Source organism: Thermogemmatispora tikiterensis (genome assembly GCF_003268475.1).
GTDB classification, from domain to species: Bacteria; Chloroflexota; Ktedonobacteria; order Ktedonobacterales; family Ktedonobacteraceae; genus Thermogemmatispora; species Thermogemmatispora tikiterensis.
Window position 1 is genome coordinate 1,629,407 of sequence record NZ_MCIF01000002.1, and the last position, 19,799, is coordinate 1,649,205.

A 19,799-nucleotide genomic window follows, 5' to 3' on the forward strand; every position below is an offset into this window, starting at 1 on the left:
ATCATGTCAACCAATCAGGCTCGGCCTGATTGGCTCATTCTTGCTCCCTCCTTACTGACCAACTTCCCCACGTCGGTTAATAGACCCGGAGCGTTTGCCCTCTCGGTTTTAAGGCTCTCCTGGCAGCTCCTGCGCCGGCAATTGTGACTATTCCCCCTGGCGGAGGATAGACCAAAGAACATCCCTGGCATAGCAACCAGGCCAACCGGACAGACAGACGGAGACTACTCCAGAGCGGGGATCAACAGGCCATAGCCACCTTTCTCCAGGCGATACATGACATTCACGCTGTTGGTGGCCTCGTTCACAAAGGGGTAGAAGGGAAGACCAAGGGCCTCCATTTGTAGGATCGCTTCTTTGTCGCTCATAGGCTTGGTGGGAAGGCTGCGGATCTCTCTAATCCTGGCCCATACGGTTTCATTCTGCTCCTCGCTCAGGCTGGTGGGAACAGGCAGATCCTCCACTTCCTCAGCCCCCTCCCTCGCCGCTGTGACAACCGACGCCTCTTCCCCTCCAAGCACCGAGAGCTGCCCCGAGCGCGCCAGCGCCAGAACCCTGATGGGCAGGCGTTGATGACGACGCGCGGTGGTCAGTCGATCCTTCTGCCGGCAGAACTGGGCAAGCAGCTTGCCAAGAGCCTGGTCAAAGGCCACGGTGGCATTGGGAGCACTCACCTCACTACGTAGTGTAGGCGAGGTTCCCATCAGCAGGATCTGGACCGTGTAGCGGTCCTGAGCACTGCGCGTGTGCTCCTCTGCGATGGTAATCTGCAGACGAGCAGTACTGTTGCGAGGAGAGATGAGGCGTGTTAGTTTGTGGGCCTTGCGCTCAATGTGCTGCCGCAGACGAGGCATGACCTCCATCTGCTTGCCTTTGATGATGATCTGCATAGCTTCTGACTCCCTCTTTCCAAGGCCACAACACCGGTCGGTCCAGGCAGACCTGCAGGCGTCTGGCTGAACGCAGGAGAGCGAACCCTAACCGTGGGCGCAGTTGGGTCTTGCTCATTATACCATCCCTCGGACTGCCACGACCAGCTCCACCCCGTCTCTAGCGCAGGCAACAGCTTGGACCACCAGCCTCCCAGGCTTTCATGAAAAAGGTGTTATGTAACAGCGACGTTCCGTCAACAGATGCAGGCCCAAAAGATGAACAAATTTTCATTTATAGAGGTCCTGGATTCATAAAATGTTCATCTATTGCTGCTAAGCTAATGATAGCGTTGCAGCAAATCTGTACAGTGGAATGAAGGAAGGGGAGTGGCTTTCATGGCGCAGATTCCGAGCGATCACCACATTACCTATCAGCTCCAGTACCGCAAGTGTGGGAAACCGACCTGCAGCACCTGCCGCGACGGTCAGGGACACGGCCCCTACTGGTACGCCTACTGGCGCGAGGGGTCACGGCTGCGCTCAGGCTACGTCGGTAAGGAGCGACCGGAGGGTGACAAGCTCCCAGGGCGGGAGAGGAAGCGACACTCGGGCGGGGGACGCTCTGAACGGCAGGCACGCCGGGGAAATACATGCTTGCCTCTATTAGCCGCCCTGAGCTGACCGGACCAGCCCAAAGAGGGTCAGCTCAGCAGCTTAGGGAGCAGGAACAGCCACTGCCACCGCCAACGTCTCCCGTGGGGTACGAGGAGGCCAGTCAGGGTTGCTCTGGCTGGCCACACGGACCCGCCAACCAGGATCTGGCAGATTCCTCGATGACAGAACACAACTAGCCCCAGCCAGGGACGCATCGCATTGCTCTCCCCTGGTGGTAGCCAGTCCTTCCCCGCCTGAAGGCAGGGTGACATGACTGTCGCCACTTCTGCTTCTGTGATAGAATCATCTCGACAGTATTCTACCCAGAGTTGGGAGCTGCGGGATGAAATGTCCATATTGTGGCGGCACCGAGTCACGCGTCAAAGACTCGCGTGACATCGGAGATGCAATCCACAGGAGACGTGAATGCGAACGCTGCAAGGGGCGCTTCAGTACCTATGAGCGAGTCGAACCTTCTCATCTGATGGTCATTAAGCGTGATCAGCGCCGCGAGCCTTTCGACCGCCAGAAGCTCTATATCGGCATTCGCAAAGCCTGTGAGAAGCGGCCCCTCCCCGTTGGCGAGATCGAAAGCGCGATCGACGAGATTGAACAGGAGCTTTATCGCATGGGCCGGCAGGAGGTACCCAGCAGCGTGATCGGCGAGCTGGTGATGGAGCGCCTGCGCCGCATGGATAAGATCGCCTATATCCGCTTCGCGAGCGTCTACCGCTCCTTCGGTGATGTGGAAACAATGTTCGAGGAGATCCAGCAGCTGCTCAATCGCGAGAAGGCAGAATAAGCCCGTCGTCACGCTTATCCCGCCTCCCTCACGACCCGAGCAGAGCCGTCCTCTGGCCACTACGGCAGGAAGATCTGTGCTCTCTTCCTAACCACCACCATGATCTCCTCTCCATGTCAGGACCTGGCTATCTTTGTCTCCTACACCCCCGCGCTGGCTACACCTGTCGAGCTGGCAGATCGGGGGGACCAGGGGGCTGTGGGCTGCCGGGTCATCTTCTTCCACCTTCCCCCCGACCTCAACCCTACCTCCAACCCCGCGCCGGTTCTCTGCCCCCGGCTCACTAATGCTCCGCGAGCCGTCCCTCTGCCTTTCTCAAGCGACGGCTGAGCACGCTTAGCAACTTGAGGGGTATCTCCGGCTGCTGTCGCAGGACAGCGCGAAACTCCCAGATCGGCAGAAGGATAGCCGTAGTCTCTTCTTCAGCGATAACGCTGGCCGAACGAGGAAGATCATCCAGCAGGGCCATTTCCCCCAGCACTTCCCCCGGTCCAGCTGTACCAATCACCTCCTCCGCCCGATCAGGATCGTTGGCCTGGATAATACGCACCCGCCCTGCCGTGATAATGTACAGGCCAGTTCCCGTATCGCCCTGATGAAACAGCGCAGTGCCGGCGCTATAGTGCCGCTCCTGAGCGCTTCTGGCAATCTCTTTAAGCTCTCTGTCGCTCAAGCCCGAAAATAAGCTCACCTTCTTTAGTATGTCCTCATACATTGTGAATGGCTCCTCATGCAAAATCGGCTCGCTACCCGAGCAGACGCCTGCCACGCTTCCATCGTTCTGGCCTGGCAGTATTGTATCACAGTAGCTCAGCCCTGTCTCCTTTTTGACTTTCTGACGGCGACGCACTACAATAAGTGAGACGACTGATCGACTATCCAGATAAGAGAAACCTAGGCCCGAGCCACTCGCTAGAGAGATCAGAGAGCCATGACAACACAAGATATCTCAGTGGCCCATCAGCGGCTCCGTGAGGGAGTCGACGCCCTCAACGAGGGAAAACTCGATAAGGCCGCCGAGGCTTTCAGCGACGCCGAGGTGCGCTTCCGTCTGGCTGGCGATTATCGCCATGCTGGCGATAGTCGCATGCTGCTCGCTGAGGTTCAGCAACAGAATAATCTGATTGATAGTGCTATTATCAGTTACTCGCGCGCGCGCAATTATTACCGTCAGGCTGAGCAGCCGCTGAGCGAGGCTGGCGCCACGATGGCCCTGGGACATTTAGAGCGCCAGCGGGCCCATCTCGATCTGGCTCAACAGGCTTACGAAGAGGCTGGCGCGCTCTACCAGCAGCAGCACTCTGTTAGAGGGCAGGGCAATGTCTGGCTCGCTTTGGGACACCTGGAGCTGCAGCGTGGCCATATTGCAGAGGCTGCTACCTATTACCAGCGAGCCATCGTTGCTTTTCAGGAGGCCGGTGAAGCAATTACAGAGGCTGATGCTCGTCGCAGCTACGGTGATACTCGTCGTCTTGAGCAGCAGTTCGCTCCTGCCGAGGAAGCCTACAGGCAGGCTCTGGCAGTCTATGAGGCCCAGCGGGACTACTACGGCGCTGTCGATGCTTTGAGCGGCCTGGCCCAGATCTGCCTGGAGCAGTGGCGACTCGCTGAGGCTGCCGATCTCTTCGGTGAGGTGATCCGGCGCTCACTGGAGTTAGAGTACGAGCTGGGGCAGGCCGATGGCAACCTTGGACTGGCCGCCGTGGCCCTGGCCAATAATCAGCTTGAACAGGCGCTGGCCAGCGCTCAGCGCGCTCAGCAGGTCTATGAGGACCAGCGCAATGCCCTGGGACTCGCGCAGGCGCTACGTCTGCTGGGCGAGATTAATCTCCGCCGTGGGCAGCTGGCTTATGCTACTTCGCAGGTGCAGCGCGCCTTGCGTACGTATCAGGCGCTTGCTCGCCTCCCCGGTACGGCAGAGGCTCAACTCTGCCTGGCCGAGATTCTGCGACGGCGTGGCCTGCTGGAGCGAGCAGTGGAAACGTTCAGCGCGGCCCACGAGCAGGCCCACCTTTCCGCGAATGCCCTGTTGCCAAGTCAGGCGCTGCTGGGCCTTGGTGATATCTATCGCCAGCGCGGCCAGATAGCCCGCGCCCATGAAGTCTATGAGGAGGCTGCCACACAGGCAGCGCAGCTGGCCGAGCCATTCCGCTCCTATGGCCTGGCAGAGGCCATCCTGCGCCAGGCACGACTGGCGATTGCCGGTGGCTCGCTCAAGGTTGCCTGGGAGCAGCTCAATACAGCTCGCCCTCACGTCGAGTCAGGCTCTTCTCAGCATGCGCGTCTTGCCCCGCTGCTGGCTCTGGCTGAGGGAGAGTGGTACCTGACGCTGGGCGAGCCGGCACGCGCCGAGGGCCGCTTTAGCGAGGCGCGCCAGCGGGCCGAGATGCTTCAAGAGCCGTTGCTGGCCGCCGAGGCACTGCTGGCTCTGGCCCGCACCTACCTCGCTCGCAGCGAGTTGGAGGCCGCATTGCTGACCTACACCGAGGCCGAACGGCAGTTCCAGCAGTTGGAAAATCCCGTCGGTACGGCTGCCGCTACCCTGGGAAGTGCCCAGGTCATGATCGGTCAGCAGCGCTGGTCAGAGGCAATCGAGCGCTGCGAAGCCGCTCTGACGCGCTTCGGGCAGAATGAGGATCTCACCGGCCAGGCCGAGACACTGCTGGCGCTCGGCCTGGCTCACCGCAATAGGGAGCAGCTTGACGAGGCCTGGGCCAGCCTGGAGGCCGCTCTACGGCTCTATCAGCAACAGGGTCAGCCTCTGGGCGAGTCGGATGCTCGCTACGAGCGCGCCGGCGTGCTGCTGGCCCAAGGACGGCTCGATGAGGCAGCGGACGAGCTGCAGCGAGCGATCGCTCTCGTGGAGCAGGTGCGTCAGACGCTCCCCGCCCCTGAGCAATGGACGGCCCCCTTTATGCGCCAATATGCCGCGCTCTACGCACAGGCGGCCATTACAGAGGTGCGCCGTAATCGGGAGCAGCAGGCCCGTGCCTTGCTGGAGGCCTATGTGCGCCTGGCTGGTCCACACGAGCTACTGGAGCAGCTTAAAGCCTATGAAGAGAGCATTCCTACTGGGGGAGAGCATTTGAGCGAGGAGGCTATCAGCGCCAATAAGGATCTGCTGAAACGCCTCCGCCAGCTACGAAGGGGGCTGGCCTCATAGCGAAGGCCCGCCCCGACCACTGGCACGGCAAGCTGACCTTTCGGCGGCAAAGCCGGGATCAGGCTCAACCGGTTACAAGCTGGGGAAAAACAGGAAACGGATAGAGCGGGAGGCCAGGCTTGACACCTTGCCAGTAGGCCCCAAACGCCGTATTATCTAGCTAGCAAGACAAGAGTCGAACAGGCCACGAGCAACGGGAGGAGACTATGGATTTGCGCTTCTTGCGTGGTGACCCCCAGGCACCCAAAGGACATGCGATCTTTTTCGCCCGCAGCAGCGAGGATGAGCGGCACATCTTCTATACCTACTGCGTGGTGCCGCCTCTCCCGCTGTCACTGGCCAGATACCTGCCCTCAATCCTGGCCGCTCACTTGCCAATGGATGAGCCAAATGTGCAGGTGATGCCAATCCCTCCAATGCTGGAGGAGCTGGAGGGGGAGAAAGGCCTCGATTATCTGCAGGTCCTGGCCCGCTACCGCGATGATGACCTCTGCGAACTGGGGGCTATTCATCCGCGCGATGAAGCGGCAAAGATGCAATTGGCAGCTCAGGCCTGCCAGGAGTACGGCCAGCTCTATCTGAACTACAGCGCTTCTTTCGAGCAAGCCGCCAGCAGCTCCTCTAGCAGGGAGGGGCTGCCGGCCCTCGATGACCTGGACCCCGAAGAGCTGCTCTTTCAGACCATGACTGACCGGCAGCGCCTGGCGGAGCTGGGGAAACTGGTTGGGGTCGCTCGCTACGCCCTCGAAGGCAACGACACGCATCTCCTGCAGGAGACACGGCAGAAGATGCAGCGCATCGTCCGCCTCCTTCCCGAGAAGTACAAAGGAAACGCTCTGATCACGGCAGCCTGCGATGCAGGCAAGCACTCCGCTCGCATCGCCGAGCTGTACCTGGAACGGGCTTATAAGCTTCTCGATGAGGAATACGCGGACATCCCACGCATCGAACAGGCGATCCGCGAGCTGCAGCAATCTGCTTGAAGTGCGCCTATCTCTCTTCCGCCCCGGGCTTTTCCAGCCTGCGAGCCAGTGCCCCCAGCGCCGCAGAGTCAACGGTCAGCAGCTGATCCGTCTCCTCCCTCTGTGGCTTTGCCTCCCTCTTTTCTATACCTGTTCGCTTGATTACGAGATTATGACAATACATAAAGGTAACGGAGATATTTTATGGCATCAGTCGGCATGAGGGTTGATCTCTCGGAGCTGGTCGAGGCCGCGGCAGCGGCTGATGCGTCGCGTCTGGCCAGTCTGACCCGGGAGCTGGTTCACAGCAAGGCAGATATCGATGTGTTGATCGGGCGCGTTGGTATGATCGCCGCTCATGGCGACCCCGAAGGGCACGTAATCTTGACGCTCACAGCCGCAAGCGTCCTGAGCCGCTGGCTCCACGCCTACGATCACCTGGTAGGCGAGAGCGTGGAGAATCGTCTGCGTCCCCTGCCACTGCTGGTCCAGGCTCTGTGCACAGCAAGCGCAGCGGTGCGCGTGGGGCGTGGCAAGCAGCCGACCTATCCGCGGCCTTACTATCCCGGCGAGCTGCCAGAGGGAAAGAGCGTTGGCGCTCTCATGCGTGAGGCCATCTACCAGAACCAGGCCGAGCTGGCCGAGCGGCTCCTCTTCGGCCTCTACGCCACCGGGGCCGACTATCGCACACTGCAGTCTCGCACCTACGAGGGGTTGGCTATGACCTTCCACCAGGCTGGCCACCCGCTGATGTTTGCGGTACGCGGCTACCAGCTGCTCGATCCCGTGGAGTGGGGAGATCGGGCCCCCAATATTATCCATTGGCTGGCTCCTCATCTGCCTGTCCGCAGCGAGGAGCCGGCCTGGATCGGGGCAGTGCGCGATTTCATTGCTCAGCATTCAGGGGACTTCGAAGTGATCCGTCGGCGCATCTCCCCACCCAAGAATGAGCGCGCACTTCCTCTGCGCACGCTGCTGCTGAGCGATGCCGGACCAGCCCAGATTTGTCAGGCTGTCCACGAGGCGCTGATCCAGGGCGAGGCTTCGCCGCGCGCGGTTGGCTCGGTTATCGCCCTTGCTGCCGCCGACATTCTGAACCAGATCGGCGATGAGGATCGGGCAGCTTTCGTTGAGGCAGCTCACGGTCTTCTTTACGCCGCCGCCGTGCGCCTGGTCTTTGCCCAGGTCCAGGATATCGAGGTGGTTCCCCTGCTCTTCACTTCGGCAGTCTTCGTCAATGAGCTGCGCAAGCGTCTGGGATTGGCCAGCGGCCAGCTTCACCAGAGCACTCATCACTTGCACGTTGGCGGCGGTCTGCTGGCTCCCGCTTTGCTGGAGACGCTCCAGGGCGAGCTGGAGGCCCGCGATCTTGAAGGGGCCTATCTGGCCGCTCGCCGTTACCTGAACCTCGGCTACGAGCCAAAGCCGCTCTTTGCGACGATTGGGCTGGTCGCGGCCCAGGCGGATGCAGCCGCTGATCAGGGCCATACGTTACAAATTGTACAGGCGGCAGGTGAGGAGTTCATGGGATGGCCTCGCGATCTGACGGAGACTGACCTGAGCGTTTTCCTGCGTGCTGCGCTGCGAGCCGCAGCCCTGGCTCCACGCAATACGCTGGCATCAGCGCTCTAGGGGAGAGACTAGAGCCATAGAGCACAGAAGCAGATGGGATCGCCCAGGCTCCAGTAGGAGCCTGGTGCGAGATCGTTGGCCATTGCAACTGTGAAGCGAGAAGCCGGGACACCAACAGCTGTAGCTGCACGGCTGGCAGACGAGATAGACAGACGGGGGCACCGAAGGGTGAGCCGGGCAGTACTGCTCTGGGTCCCGGCTTCTCGCCTCTGCTCGCACGCTCCTGGCTCTCCCCTGGGAAGAAGAAACAGCAGCGACAATGCTGGCAGACGAGGCAATTTCCAGCAGATGCTTTTCCCACTCTTCTGCGTTCTTCACTCTGGTACCCTTCGGCGCAAGGATTTTGCAGGAGCATAAATACGATGATGAGTCAGATCGATCCACAGAAGAAGAGGACCAGGCGCCCTCAGCGGAGTTTGGCCGCGGTGGTCTCCCTGCTGGCTCTCATGCTAACGCTGGCCGCCTGTCAGATTGGCAACCAGCAACCACATCTGGTGAAAGCGCCAGCCAGCAAGCAGGTATATCGCGAGCCGCAGATTGGCCTTGCCGACTACACGACCCTTGACCCGGCTCTAGTCACCGACCCTTCAGCGATCCGCGCCGTTGAGCTGGTCTTTACCGGACTGGTCCAGCTTGACGACCAGCTCCAGGTCCGTCCCCAGCTCGCCAGCTCATGGACCGTCTCTAGCGATGGCTTGAGCTGGACCTTCCACCTGAAGCCAAACCTGAGATTCAGCGACGGCACTCCGCTGACTGCCCAAGACGTGGCTTACAGCCTGGATCGCGCGCTGCAACCGTCGACGCGCTCGACGACCGCTCCCCTCTACCTGGCGCTATTGCGCGATGCTGATAAGCTCCTGGCTGGTACCATTCCGACCCTGATTAACGATAGCATCCTCGTACGAGACAAGCAGACCTTGGTCCTGATTACACGCCAGAAAGCTCCTTATTTCCTGGCCATGCTCACTAATCCCTGCTCCTTCGTGGTTGAGCGAAGCCTGGTCGAAAAATATCACGGAGACTTCAGTGATCATCTGACGGAAGGCGGCGGCGCCGGCCCTTTCAAAGTGGCTCGCTATGTCCACGGCCAGGAAATTGACTTTGTTCCTAATACCTACTACTATGGAGCCAAACCCCAACTGAGCCGCATTGTCTTTCCCTTCTACCGCCAGGCAAGCGATGCCTATCATGCCTACCAAAGCGGCCAGGTTGATCTGACCAGCGTCCCTCTGGCCAGCTATGCCAGCGATAAGAAGCGCCCAGACTTTCACCAGGTCCCTCAGCTATGGATCAACTATTATACAATGAACTATCTGGTGAAACCCTTCGATAACATCCATATCCGGCAGGCTTTCGCCCTGGCGATTAATAAGGTTACCATTGCTGAGCAGGTCTGGAAAGGCACGGTGCAGCCAACGAATCATATCGTGCCCCAGGGTATGCCTGGCTACAACGCCAGCCTGACTGGCCCCGACGGCACACAAAACCTGACAGGCAATCCAGCGAAGGCCCGCCAGCTCTTGGCCCAGGGGCTGCAAGAGGAGCATCTGTCGAGCCTGCCGCCGATCAAGCTCACCTATGCCACCGGGCTGAGCACTCTGGATCAGGAGGCTAAGGCACTGATTGCGATGTGGCAGCAGAACCTGGGCGCGACCGTCACACCCGATCCAGTCGACTATAATACGCTGCTGACGCGCGTGACGGCAGCCACGAACAACCCCAACGGCCTCCAGATGTGGGGCCTGGCCTGGGTCGCCGAATATCCAGACCCGCAGGACTGGCTCTCGGCCCAGTTCGGCCAGGGGGTCCCCAACAATAACATGAACTATGGCCAGAACGTCAGTAACGATGCTGCGATGCAACAGCTCGTCCAAAAGCAGCTGCAGGAGGCCGATAGCACATTAGATACGGCAACTCGTCTGCGTCTCTACCAGCAGGCCGAACAGCAGCTTGTCAACGACGTTGCCTGGTTGCCGCTGGAGCAGGTGGATATGGTTTTTCTGCGCAATCCGTTGATCGTTGGTTTCAAGGATAACGGCATGAATCTGGTCCCACCCGATGATTGGGCCAATATCTATGTCGTCGAAAGTCAGTCGTGACAGAACTGTCTTCCTCCCTCTGTAGCTGAAGGAGAACGGCAGAGAGCAGGAGCCGAGCAGAGCACCAGAAGAAGCCCTCTCTCTGCCGTTGCTCCTTTCCTTTGAATGAGTCGAATAGCTGTGACGCCACACCGGTCACAGCGCTTGCCGAGCGTGAGCCAGCCGGGTGGTCAGCTTATCAGGCCATCTCTAGAGATGGTCCTCCTTTCCTACTCACTGCTTCTCTGCTTGCTCCCGGCAAAGGGGTTCCGTATGATAGCAGCGAGGTGGTGCCAGACTTCGGATGCCGCTTGCCATCCTACAGATCCGCCAGCCCAGAGCAAGCTATACGCCGACAGCGCGGTGCTCTTATCGGGTCCTGACACTGTCACCACACAGAGCCGCGGCCAGGTCGCCTACCTACGCCAAGAGCATCGCGAGACCGACGATATCAGGGACTGTCTTCTGTCCGGCTGGCTGGCATAGCTATCCACATCAAGCAGTGATCTCTAGCCAACAACATGGCAGCTTGCTTTAAGCAGCGATGGAGAAGCTCCCTATGTCTACCCAGCAACGTGTGAGCAGAGCAGGCCTCGTAGCGCTGCTTTCTCTTCTGGTCATCCTGTTGGGCGCCTGCGGAGGAGGCAACTCCAATACGACCTCCGCTCGTAAAGCTCCTCCTAGCCAGCAGGTCTTCATCGAACCGGAGCGAGGGATTCAAGATCTGTCAACCTTTGACCCCGCCTTGACCTTCGATGTACCTTCGGAGACGGCGATTCAGATGGTCTTCACGGGCCTGGTGTCACTGGACAAAAACCTGGTTGTTCGCCCTCAGCTGGCCAGTTCGTGGACGGTCTCACCCAACGGCCTGACCTGGACCTTCCATTTGAAGCCGAACCTGAAGTTCAGCGACGGTACACCGTTGACCTCAATGGATGTTGCCTACAGCCTGGACCGTGCCCTGCAGCCAGCTCAACGCTCGTCCACAGCGCCAACCTATTTGGGCCTCATCAAGGATGCCGATCGCCTTGTTAAAGGACAGATCCGCACCATCATTGGCGACAGCGTGCTCACACCCGACCCCGAGACGGTCGTCATCCTGGCACGCCAGAAGGCTACCTATTTCCTCAATGCGCTGACTTACCCCTGCTCCTACGTGGTGGAGAAGAAGCTTATCGATAAGTACGGATCAAAGTGGACCGATCATCTCCAAGAAGGTGGTGGGGCGGGCCCGTTCAAAGTCAAGGAATATACGCATAATAAGCGCATCGTCTTCGTTCCCAACCCCAACTACTACGGTCCGAAGCCCCAGCTGCAGCAGGTGATCTTTCCTTTCTATCGGGACACTGATACCGCCTATAAAGCCTACCAAGCAGGCCAGGTCGACTTCGCTATTGTGCCCAGCCAGCAGGTTGCCCGTGTGCGCAATCAGCCGGAGTTCCACCTGATTCCGCAGCTGTGGATCAGATACTACGGGATGAACTATCTGGTCAAGCCTTTCGACAGTATCAACATGCGCCGCGCCTTCGCCCTCGCCCTGAATAAAGACGAACTGGCGCATGCTATCTGGAAAGATGTCCCCATTCCGACGAACCATATTATTCCCTTGGGGATGCCAGGCTACAATCCAAACTTGCGCGGCCCTGATAACACCGTCAGCACTCGCGGAAATGCTCAGCTGGCGCGCCAATACTTCCAGAAGGGCTTGCAGGACGAAGGACTCACCAGCGCCTCCCAGCTTCCGCCAATCACCATCACTTATCCTTCCGGCAATCAGGATCAGGCCAATGAGATAGCGGCAGCCATTCAGATGTGGCAGAACGTCCTGGGAGTGACCGTCAGGAGTGAGGCCATCGATTTCAATAAAATGCTGGATGAGCTATCCAACACCGCCGGCAACCCCCACGGTCTGCAAATGTGGGCCATCGGTTGGGTGGCCGACTATCCCGACCCACAGGACTGGACAACGCTTCAGTTCGATGCCGGTTCCCCCTATAATCAGGTGAACTACGGCCAGAACAATTCTTCCGACCATCTGCAGCAACAGGCCACCCAGAAACTGCTAGAGGTAGCCGATACTCTGCCAGACTCTAATGCACGCCTGCAGGCTTACCAAAACGCTGAGCAGCAGCTCGTCGACGACGTAGCCTGGCTGCCCATCACTCAGGTGCGCGACGCCTATGTGCTGAGGCCTTATGTGCAGGGTTTCGTTCTGAATGCCCAGCTGCAGGTTCCTCCCGATGACTGGTCCCAGGTCTATATCAGCGTCCACTAAGGGGAGGCGCATCCTGGCTTAGGAACGATCAGCCAGCCAAAGGTAAGGCCCACGTCGAGAGCAGCGCAGCCAGCAAGCGCCTGCAGCTTGCCGGTCAGATCAGAGACCAGCAGATGCAGCGTCCCGGCTGCGCTCGCTTTTGTTAAGCCCAAGTCCGAGCCTTCCGTGTGTCGCCCGCCGCAGATCTTCTGCTCCCGATATCCAGGCCAGCCAGGCTGAGAGATCCGCTCCAGACACAACGTACATAATAATGTCTTGAACCTGAACAGGGTTGAAGCTCAGCAATTTCTACAGTGATTCAGCTGACCAGGGTGCCAGCGCAACCAATACAGGACGGCTTTGCCGCCCGGCCCTGAACTCAGGATAGTTCTCTTCGCGTGCCGTGTTTCGCTAGCAACACCGCACGTATCCTGTTTTTTGGATCGGTTATCGCTCCCTCTGCAGCCTCTGCCCGGAAAAGGAGCGTAGAGGGAACTTGAACGTTGGCTGAGCTGCCACCAGCAGGCCTGGCCCACATCCTGGCAGGCTGTTGCTGTGGCTAGCGTTCACCTTATGGTTAGGAGCACGATCCATGTCCGCACCGCGCAAGAGAACCTACTCCGTGGGCTTAGCCCTCACTCTTTTCTGTCTATTTGTTCTCCTGCTGACTGCCTGCGGCGGAGGAACACAAACGACCTCGCAGCAGAAAGCCCCAGCCAGCAAACAAGTCCTTGTCTATCCAGAAGCGGGGGTCAGCGACATCGCCACCTTCGACCCCGGCCTCTCCACCGATCTCTATTCGATTCAGGCTATCGACATGGTCTTCACCGGCCTGGTGCAGCTCGACAACAATCTAACAGTTCAACCGCAGCTGGCCGCTTCCTGGCAGACCTCAGCAGACGGCCTGACCTGGACCTTCCATCTGAAACCCAATCTGAAGTTCAGCGATGGTACGCCTCTCACATCAGCTGACGTAGCCTACAGCATCGACCGGGCCTTGCAGCCGGCAGAGCACTCGACCACCGCCCCTATCTACCTGGCCCTGATCAAAGACTCTGACCTGCTGCAGAAAGGGAAGATTAAGACCATCATCGGCGACAGCATCCAGACCCCCGACCCCAATACGGTAGTCATCACCATTAAAAAGAAGGCCGCTTACTTCCTGGATGCCCTCACCTACTCCTGCTCCTACGTGGTGGAAAAGAAGCTGATTGACAAATACGGCAAGAACTGGACCGACCATCTTGACGAAGGCGGCGGCGCAGGCCCCTTCAAGGTGCAATCGTACCAGCATAGCAAGCAGATCGTCTTTGTTCCCAATCCTTACTACTACGGACCCAAGCCACAGTTGCAGAAGGTGATCTTCCCCTTCTATCAGAAGATTGATACTGCCTATCAGGCCTACCGCGCTGGCCAGGTTGACATAGCGGGCGTACCTAGCTCGTACGTTGATCAGGCGCGGAAAGGGAACGACTTCCACCTGGCCCCTCAGCTGTGGATCAACTACTACACCATGAACTATCTGGTCAAGCCTTTCGACAGCATCAACATGCGCCGGGCCTTCGCCCTGGCCATCAACAAGGATGAAATTGTCCACGCTGTCTGGAAGGACATCTACATTGCCACGAACCATATCGTGCCCAAAGGGATGCCAGGCTATGACCCGAACCTCAAAGGACCCGATGGCACCACCAGCACCGCCGGGAATCCCACAATGGCCAAGCAGTATCTGGAGGCCGGCCTCAAAGATGAAGGGCTGACCAGCGTCTCTCAGCTTCCGCCGATCACTCTGACTTACCCAAGCGGCTCCGCCGATGCTGATCGAGAGGTTGCAGCCCTGGCCCAGATGTGGCAAAGGGTCCTTGGGATCACGGTCAAAGTCCACGCCGAGGACTTCAACAAGCTGCTGGACGATATTGTCGCCGCCACCAACAACCCGCATGGTCTGCAATTCTGGGGCATTGCCTGGATCGCGGATTACCCCGATCCGCAGGACTGGCTCACGCTGCAATTCGACGCCGGAGTGCCGAACAACAACATGAACTATGGCCAGAACCATAGTCCCGACGCCGCTCAGCAGCAGGCCACCCAGAAGCTGATGGAGCAGGCCGACGCCATGCCCAACGGCCCAGCTCGCTACCAGGCCTACAACCAGGCCGAGCAGCAGCTCGTCAATGACGTGGCCTGGCTGCCGATGGAACAGGTACAGGCTCCCTACGTGGTCAAAACCTATGTCCACGGCTTCTTCTACAATCCTCAGCAGCTGATCCCACCCGACTACTGGTCCCAGATCTATATCACGCAACACTAGTCTCACCTGAGCAGGACGAATTACCGGCTTAGGCTTGTTCCGGTAGCGCTGGTACCAGGAAGCAGCTCGCGAGGATTGGTTACTCAGCCAGTCAGCCAGGCGGCTCATCTGCTGCGTTGGCCCACCGAGCTGGCCGAGAGACGAATCCTTCACCACCAGAGCCTGGCGGAGCAGGAGCCAAAGGACTCCTCTCCCCAGGCTCTTCACCTTTTTCTCTCATTGCTATCCCCCTTACCTTGACCTTACTCTGACTGCTCTTTATAATAGCCCCTGTCTGTTCGTCTGTCCGTTTTTCCTTCTTCATCAGCCTGCCTCCCTGCTTGATTCAGCCAGCAGCCAGGAACCACCGTCAGACCGGTCGCAGCAGGCCAGTGCAGCGCCAATTGAAGGCCACCAGCTCAGACAGCGAGCGAGTTGACGGTGGGAAGCTGTTCTACGCGCATGTGAACAACGCAGGCAGGCGAGCGTAATAATATGATGGCAGAAGCATAACCTCTAGCTTGACAAGCCTGATAGCGCTCCTTAAAATATGGGACAAGATCCGTCATGTAACGTCTGTTGTCCGCTACAGTCCAGATCCATCTATGAAAGGGTGCCATTTCATAGATCTTCCACCTCTAGCGGAACGTGACATGAGTACACTTGTCCACGAAGGAGGCAAGAGGCAGAGGACAGCAGCGGAGATAGGGAGGCTTGAGATGAGCCTCCTTCTCGTCAAGTGAGCGCTGACAGGACAGTAAGGGGCTTAGCATGATACAGTTTCTGATCAAGCGCCTCATAGGCTTAGTCTTCGTGGTGATTGGAGTTACTTTCATCACCTTCATCATGGGCTACTTTGCCCCGGGCGATCCAATCCGCACCATGCTGGGTGAGCATTTCTCTCCCCAGCTCTACGCTCAGCTGAGGCATGCCTACGGACTGGACCTGCCCTGGTATGAGCAGTACTGGAACTTCCTCGTCCACCTGGCACATTTCGATTTCGGCTACTCGTTCAAGACGCAGGGGCGACCGGTTTGGGATATTCTCAAGGACGGCGTCCCTGTTTCTATGGAGCTGGCCCTCTGGGCCCTGGTCATCTATCTGCTCATCGGGGTTCCCGTGGGGATTATCTCCGCGCTCAAGGCCAATACCTGGGTGGACACCCTCAACATGGGCATCATGCTGGTGCTCTATGCGATGCCCATCTTTGTCTTCTGCGTCCTGGTTCAGGTGTTGATCGTCTTCATCGACCAGGAAACAGGAGCGAACTGGCCAGTGGCAAACTGGGGTGAACCCTGGCACTACACCTGGACCGACATCCAGTTTAAGCTTGCGCCCGTGCTGGTCTTCGGGCTAGCCGGCGCTGCCTACTTTGCGCGTATCACTCGCACCAGTATGCTGGAAGTGATGCGCCAGGATTACATCCGTACGGCCCGAGCGAAAGGACTGCCCGAACGCCTTGTGATCTACCGACACGCGCTGCGCAACGCGCTCATTCCCTTGATCACCGTGACAGGCGTCACGCTGGGCTTCACAATTACGGGGGCCTTTCTCATCGAGAACATCTTTAACATCCCCGGTATCGGCACCATCACAGTCTCATCTGTGCTTGATCGCGACTACCCGGTCATCCAGGCGACTGCGGTACTGCTGGCCATCGGGGTCGTGCTGGGCAACTTGCTGGCGGATATTGCCTACACACTGGTCGATCCCCGCATTAAGCTCGAATAGGAGGCGTAGATAATGGATATGCGCGATCGAGAGATTCAACCAGCCTCCCCCCTGATTGCCCCGGACACGAACCTGATGGTGCCCGCAGAGCCGGAACTTCTCGTCGAGACGCCAGGCGTGATACCGGAGACCGAAGGGCCGAAAGAGCGCAAACCAGTCTCACCGCTGCGGGAGTCGTTGCGGCGCCTGCGTCGCGATACGCGCGCGATGGTCAGCCTGGGCGTGATCATCTTTATGGTACTGTTGTCGCTGTTCGGGCCTTTCGTCTACCAGCACCTGGGAGGTATTTACGACAGCCCTGACAATGGGCCGATTCCGGCGACAGTCTACCGCACCTTCTATCATCAGGAGCTGAGCCGCCAGGATGAGCTGCCATCGGCTCAGTATTGGCTGGGCACCGACGATCTGGGGCGCGATATTCTGGCGCGCCTGATGCAGGGCCTGCTCGTTTCTATCAGCGTGGCCGTCCTGGTGGAGGTCATCGACATCACGATGGGTATTCTGGTTGGCGTCCTGGCCGGCTACTTCGGGGGCTGGATCGATCAAGTTCTGGCTCGCCTGACGGATATCATCTTCGCCTTCCCGGGGTTGCTCTTCATCATCCTGCTCACCGGAATCTTCGGCACGTGGGCCGATACTACCCTGAGCAACGTTCCCATCGTTGGTCCTAATGGAAACGCCCGCCTGCTCCTGGTTTCAGCAGCCCTGGCCCTCGTCTCCTGGCCTCTGATGGCTCGCCTTGTGCGTGGTCAAACACTTCAGATCAAGGAACAGCAGTTCATCGAAGCGGCCCGCACTGCCGGTAGCAGCAACTTCAAGATTATCTGGCGCCACATTATCCCCAACCTGTTCAGCATCGTTGTGGTGGCCGCCACTCTCGATATCTCCAACACCATCATCGGCGAGGCGAGTATCAGCCTGCTGGGTCTGGGCGTTCAGCAACCGGGTTCCAGCCTTGGCCTGATGATCTCCGAGGCCAGTAACGCGGTGGATACGCACCCCTGGGAGGTGCTGGTCCCCTCGTTGACGCTGGCTATCCTGGTACTGGCCTTCTCCTTCCTCGGCGACGGCCTGCGCGATGCCTTCGATCCTCGCACCAAAGACTAAGCAAGCGAACCATGCAAGAGCGGAGCATACACCCATGCCAGAAAACCTGCTGGAAGTGAATAATCTCAAAACCTACTTCTTTACTCGCAGCGGCGTTGTCAAGGCCGTAGACGATGTCTCCTTCACCATGCGGCCTGGCGAGGCCCTGGGAGTGGTGGGCGAAAGTGGCAGCGGCAAGAGCGTGACCGCGCTCTCCATTATCCGTCTGGTCGCTTCACCGCCGGGTAAGATCGTTGGGGGTGAGATTCTCTTCAACGGCGAGAATATCCTGGAGAAGAATAACGACGAGATGACGGAGCTGCGTGGCAGTAAGATCTCGATGGTCTTCCAGGACCCGATGACCTCGCTCAATCCAGTCTTCACCATCGGCTATCAGATCGCCGAGACGGTCAAGCGCCACCGCAAGGGTATCTCGAACGACCAGGCCTGGCAGCGGGCAGTCGAGATGCTGGATCTGGTGCGCATTCCCGATGCACGCCGGCGAGCGAAGAGCTATCCCCACGAGTTCAGCGGCGGCATGCGTCAGCGCGTCATGATCGCTATCGCTCTGGCCTGCAATCCGCAACTGTTGATTGCCGACGAGCCAACCACCGCCCTTGATGTGACCATTCAGGCTCAGATTCTCGAACTGATGAAGGGCCTGGCCAAGGAGTTCGGCACGGCCCTGATGCTAATCACCCATGACTTGGGCGTGGTGGCCGGTACCTGCGAGCATGTGATCGTGATGTACGCTGGCCATATTGTAGAGTCGGCCCCAGTCCGGCAGATCTTCCAAACACCAGCTCACCCCTATACCATCGGACTCCTGCAATCGATCCCTCGCCTGGACGAGAAGCGTGGCACGCGCCTGACTCCCATCCCTGGGCAGCCCCCCGACCTCTCACGCGAGATTATCGGCTGCCCCTACGCCCCACGCTGCCCGCGGGTCCAGCCTCGCTGCCGTCAAGAACGGCCAGAGTTGAAACCGGTAGGCCGCGGTGAGCAGCTCGCCGCTTGCTTCTATCCAAGCTAGCCAGGGAGAGAGAGAGAAAGACGCTATGGCACAACAGCAGATGGCAACCTCGACAGCAACCGGAACAACACTGGTCGAGGTCAAGGGTCTGAAGGTCCATTTTCCAATTAAAGGCGGCCTCTTCAATCGCACTATCGCCCAAGTGAAGGCCGTTGATGGCGTCGATTTGACAATTCGCCGCGGAGAGACACTTGGACTGGTTGGTGAGAGTGGCTGCGGCAAGTCGACAACGGGGCGCGCTATTCTACAGCTTATCAAGCCAACAGCTGGCAGCGTCAAGCTGAATGGGGTCGAACTGACCAAGCTGCCACCCGCAGAGTTGCGCAAGAAGCGCGCTGAGATGCAGATGATTTTCCAGGACCCCTTTGGCTCGCTTGACCCACGCTTTACTGTAGGGCAGATTATCGCCGAGCCACTGGAGAACTTCAAACGAGGGAATGCCCGTGAGATCCGCGAGCAGGTGGCCCACCTGCTAGAAGTGGTTGGGCTCAACCCATATTATGTGAACCGCTTCCCCCACGAGTTCAGCGGCGGCCAGCGGCAACGCATCGGCATTGCCCGTGCTCTGGCACTGCGCCCCTCATTCATCGTCGCCGACGAGCCAGTCTCAGCACTCGATGTCTCTATCCAGGCCCAGGTCGTCAACCTGCTCCAGGACCTGCAAGCCGAGTTCGGCCTGACTTACCTGTTCGTCGCACACAATCTCTCGGTGGTGAAACACATCAGCGATCGCGTCGCTGTGATGTATCTGGGACGCATCGTCGAGCTGGCGGCGAGCGAGAAGCTCTACGAGTTGCCGCTGCATCCCTATACTCAGGCACTGCTCTCGGCCATCCCTGTCCCGGACCCCGAGGTTGAAGCCCGTCGCAAGCGTATCATTCTGGAAGGTGATGTGCCCAGCCCGGTCAATCCACCACCCGGCTGCAACTTCCATCCACGCTGTTGGAAAGCACAACAGATTTGCCGTGAAGTGACGCCTCCCCTTGAAGAGAAGGAGCGAGATCACTACGTGGCCTGTCATTTCCCAGGTTAAGAAGGGCTGCCCCCTCGCTTTGCACCGCTCCCAGATCAGATTGCCAGCTCTGGCCTGATCGAGGGTGCGCAGCATAGGGAAGGAATTCAGCTAGAAAGCAGCGCCGCGGGCCAGCCTGCGGCGCTGCTTCTGTTCATGTTGTCAACAGAACGGCCGGCCCTCGATAACCATCCTTCCACCAACGACTGCCCTTCTGGTCAGAAGAGGTG

The 19,799-nt window shown here is 58.9% G+C and carries 14 protein-coding genes; 12 read left to right on the forward strand and 2 right to left on the reverse strand.

All coding sequences use genetic code 11. The features are described from left to right. Positions 1-224 precede the first annotated feature (224 nt). Positions 225-890, reverse strand: coding sequence for a ribosome hibernation-promoting factor, HPF/YfiA family (gene hpf, locus A4R35_RS06575; RefSeq protein ID WP_112427686.1), 666 nt, complete (start codon positions 888-890; stop codon positions 225-227). Positions 891-1,268: 378 nt separating this feature from the next. On the opposite strand from hpf, the gene A4R35_RS06580 reads away from it, so the two are divergent. Further along, on the forward strand, positions 1,269-1,553 hold the full coding sequence (locus A4R35_RS06580; protein ID WP_112427689.1) for a DUF6788 family protein: 285 nt from the start codon (positions 1,269-1,271) through the stop codon (positions 1,551-1,553). 316 nt (positions 1,554-1,869) lie between these two features. Continuing rightward, entirely contained in the window at positions 1,870-2,328 is a 459-nt protein-coding gene (gene nrdR, locus A4R35_RS06585; RefSeq protein WP_052888556.1) for a transcriptional regulator NrdR, read from the forward strand. A gap of 283 nt (positions 2,329-2,611) precedes the next feature. On the opposite strand, the gene A4R35_RS06590 is transcribed toward nrdR, so the two are convergent. Further along, positions 2,612-3,043 carry a cyclic nucleotide-binding domain-containing protein gene (locus A4R35_RS06590; protein ID WP_112427691.1) on the reverse strand — a complete coding sequence of 144 codons (432 nt, stop codon included), beginning with the start codon at positions 3,041-3,043 and terminating at the stop codon, positions 2,612-2,614. 216 nt (positions 3,044-3,259) lie between these two features. Here A4R35_RS06590 and A4R35_RS06595 point away from each other — a divergent pair, with 216 nt between their 5' ends. From A4R35_RS06595 to A4R35_RS06650, 10 genes are all read left to right on the forward strand, one after another. Next, complete coding sequence (locus tag A4R35_RS06595) at positions 3,260-5,491, forward strand: tetratricopeptide repeat protein (protein WP_112427693.1); 2,232 nt, start codon at positions 3,260-3,262, stop codon at positions 5,489-5,491. A 206-nt stretch (positions 5,492-5,697) separates the two neighbouring features. Then, the gene (locus tag A4R35_RS06600) at positions 5,698-6,474 is read left to right on the forward strand and encodes a hypothetical protein (RefSeq protein WP_112427695.1); all 777 of its coding nucleotides are present in this window, start codon (positions 5,698-5,700) and stop codon (positions 6,472-6,474) included. 183 nt (positions 6,475-6,657) lie between these two features. Next, positions 6,658-8,085, forward strand: a complete 1,428-nt coding sequence (locus tag A4R35_RS06605) for a hypothetical protein (RefSeq protein WP_112427697.1) — start codon at positions 6,658-6,660, stop codon at positions 8,083-8,085. 362 nt (positions 8,086-8,447) lie between these two features. Then, positions 8,448-10,184 (forward strand): peptide ABC transporter substrate-binding protein, encoded by a 1,737-nt coding sequence (locus tag A4R35_RS06610; RefSeq protein ID WP_112427699.1) that lies wholly within the window; start codon positions 8,448-8,450, stop codon positions 10,182-10,184. A 538-nt stretch (positions 10,185-10,722) separates the two neighbouring features. After that, positions 10,723-12,438, forward strand: a complete 1,716-nt coding sequence (locus A4R35_RS06620) for a peptide ABC transporter substrate-binding protein (protein ID WP_112427703.1) — start codon at positions 10,723-10,725, stop codon at positions 12,436-12,438. A 571-nt stretch (positions 12,439-13,009) separates the two neighbouring features. Next, entirely contained in the window at positions 13,010-14,728 is a 1,719-nt protein-coding gene (locus A4R35_RS06630; RefSeq protein ID WP_112427706.1) for a peptide ABC transporter substrate-binding protein, read from the forward strand. Positions 14,729-15,478: 750 nt separating this feature from the next. Further along, positions 15,479-16,438, forward strand: a complete 960-nt coding sequence (locus A4R35_RS06635) for an ABC transporter permease (protein ID WP_112427708.1) — start codon at positions 15,479-15,481, stop codon at positions 16,436-16,438. Between the two features lie 12 nt (positions 16,439-16,450). Then, positions 16,451-17,545, forward strand: coding sequence for an ABC transporter permease (locus A4R35_RS06640; RefSeq protein ID WP_223258233.1), 1,095 nt, complete (start codon positions 16,451-16,453; stop codon positions 17,543-17,545). A 34-nt stretch (positions 17,546-17,579) separates the two neighbouring features. Next, complete coding sequence (locus A4R35_RS06645) at positions 17,580-18,557, forward strand: ABC transporter ATP-binding protein (protein WP_112427710.1); 978 nt, start codon at positions 17,580-17,582, stop codon at positions 18,555-18,557. Between the two features lie 25 nt (positions 18,558-18,582). Beyond that, the gene (locus A4R35_RS06650; RefSeq protein WP_112427712.1) at positions 18,583-19,590 is read left to right on the forward strand and encodes an ABC transporter ATP-binding protein; all 1,008 of its coding nucleotides are present in this window, start codon (positions 18,583-18,585) and stop codon (positions 19,588-19,590) included. The last annotated feature ends 209 nt before the right edge of the window (positions 19,591-19,799 follow it).

Coding starts and splice junctions, on each gene's coding strand:
- hpf (WP_112427686.1), bottom strand. CDS start 890: ATGCAGATCATCATCAAAGGCAAGCAGATGGAGGTCATGCCTCGTCTG.
- A4R35_RS06580 (WP_112427689.1), top strand. CDS start 1,269: ATGGCGCAGATTCCGAGCGATCACCACATTACCTATCAGCTCCAGTAC.
- nrdR (WP_052888556.1), top strand. CDS start 1,870: ATGAAATGTCCATATTGTGGCGGCACCGAGTCACGCGTCAAAGACTCG.
- A4R35_RS06590 (WP_112427691.1), bottom strand. CDS start 3,043: ATGTATGAGGACATACTAAAGAAGGTGAGCTTATTTTCGGGCTTGAGC.
- A4R35_RS06595 (WP_112427693.1), top strand. CDS start 3,260: ATGACAACACAAGATATCTCAGTGGCCCATCAGCGGCTCCGTGAGGGA.
- A4R35_RS06600 (WP_112427695.1), top strand. CDS start 5,698: ATGGATTTGCGCTTCTTGCGTGGTGACCCCCAGGCACCCAAAGGACAT.
- A4R35_RS06605 (WP_112427697.1), top strand. CDS start 6,658: ATGGCATCAGTCGGCATGAGGGTTGATCTCTCGGAGCTGGTCGAGGCC.
- A4R35_RS06610 (WP_112427699.1), top strand. CDS start 8,448: ATGATGAGTCAGATCGATCCACAGAAGAAGAGGACCAGGCGCCCTCAG.
- A4R35_RS06620 (WP_112427703.1), top strand. CDS start 10,723: ATGTCTACCCAGCAACGTGTGAGCAGAGCAGGCCTCGTAGCGCTGCTT.
- A4R35_RS06630 (WP_112427706.1), top strand. CDS start 13,010: ATGTCCGCACCGCGCAAGAGAACCTACTCCGTGGGCTTAGCCCTCACT.
- A4R35_RS06635 (WP_112427708.1), top strand. CDS start 15,479: ATGATACAGTTTCTGATCAAGCGCCTCATAGGCTTAGTCTTCGTGGTG.
- A4R35_RS06640 (WP_223258233.1), top strand. CDS start 16,451: ATGGATATGCGCGATCGAGAGATTCAACCAGCCTCCCCCCTGATTGCC.
- A4R35_RS06645 (WP_112427710.1), top strand. CDS start 17,580: ATGCCAGAAAACCTGCTGGAAGTGAATAATCTCAAAACCTACTTCTTT.
- A4R35_RS06650 (WP_112427712.1), top strand. CDS start 18,583: ATGGCACAACAGCAGATGGCAACCTCGACAGCAACCGGAACAACACTG.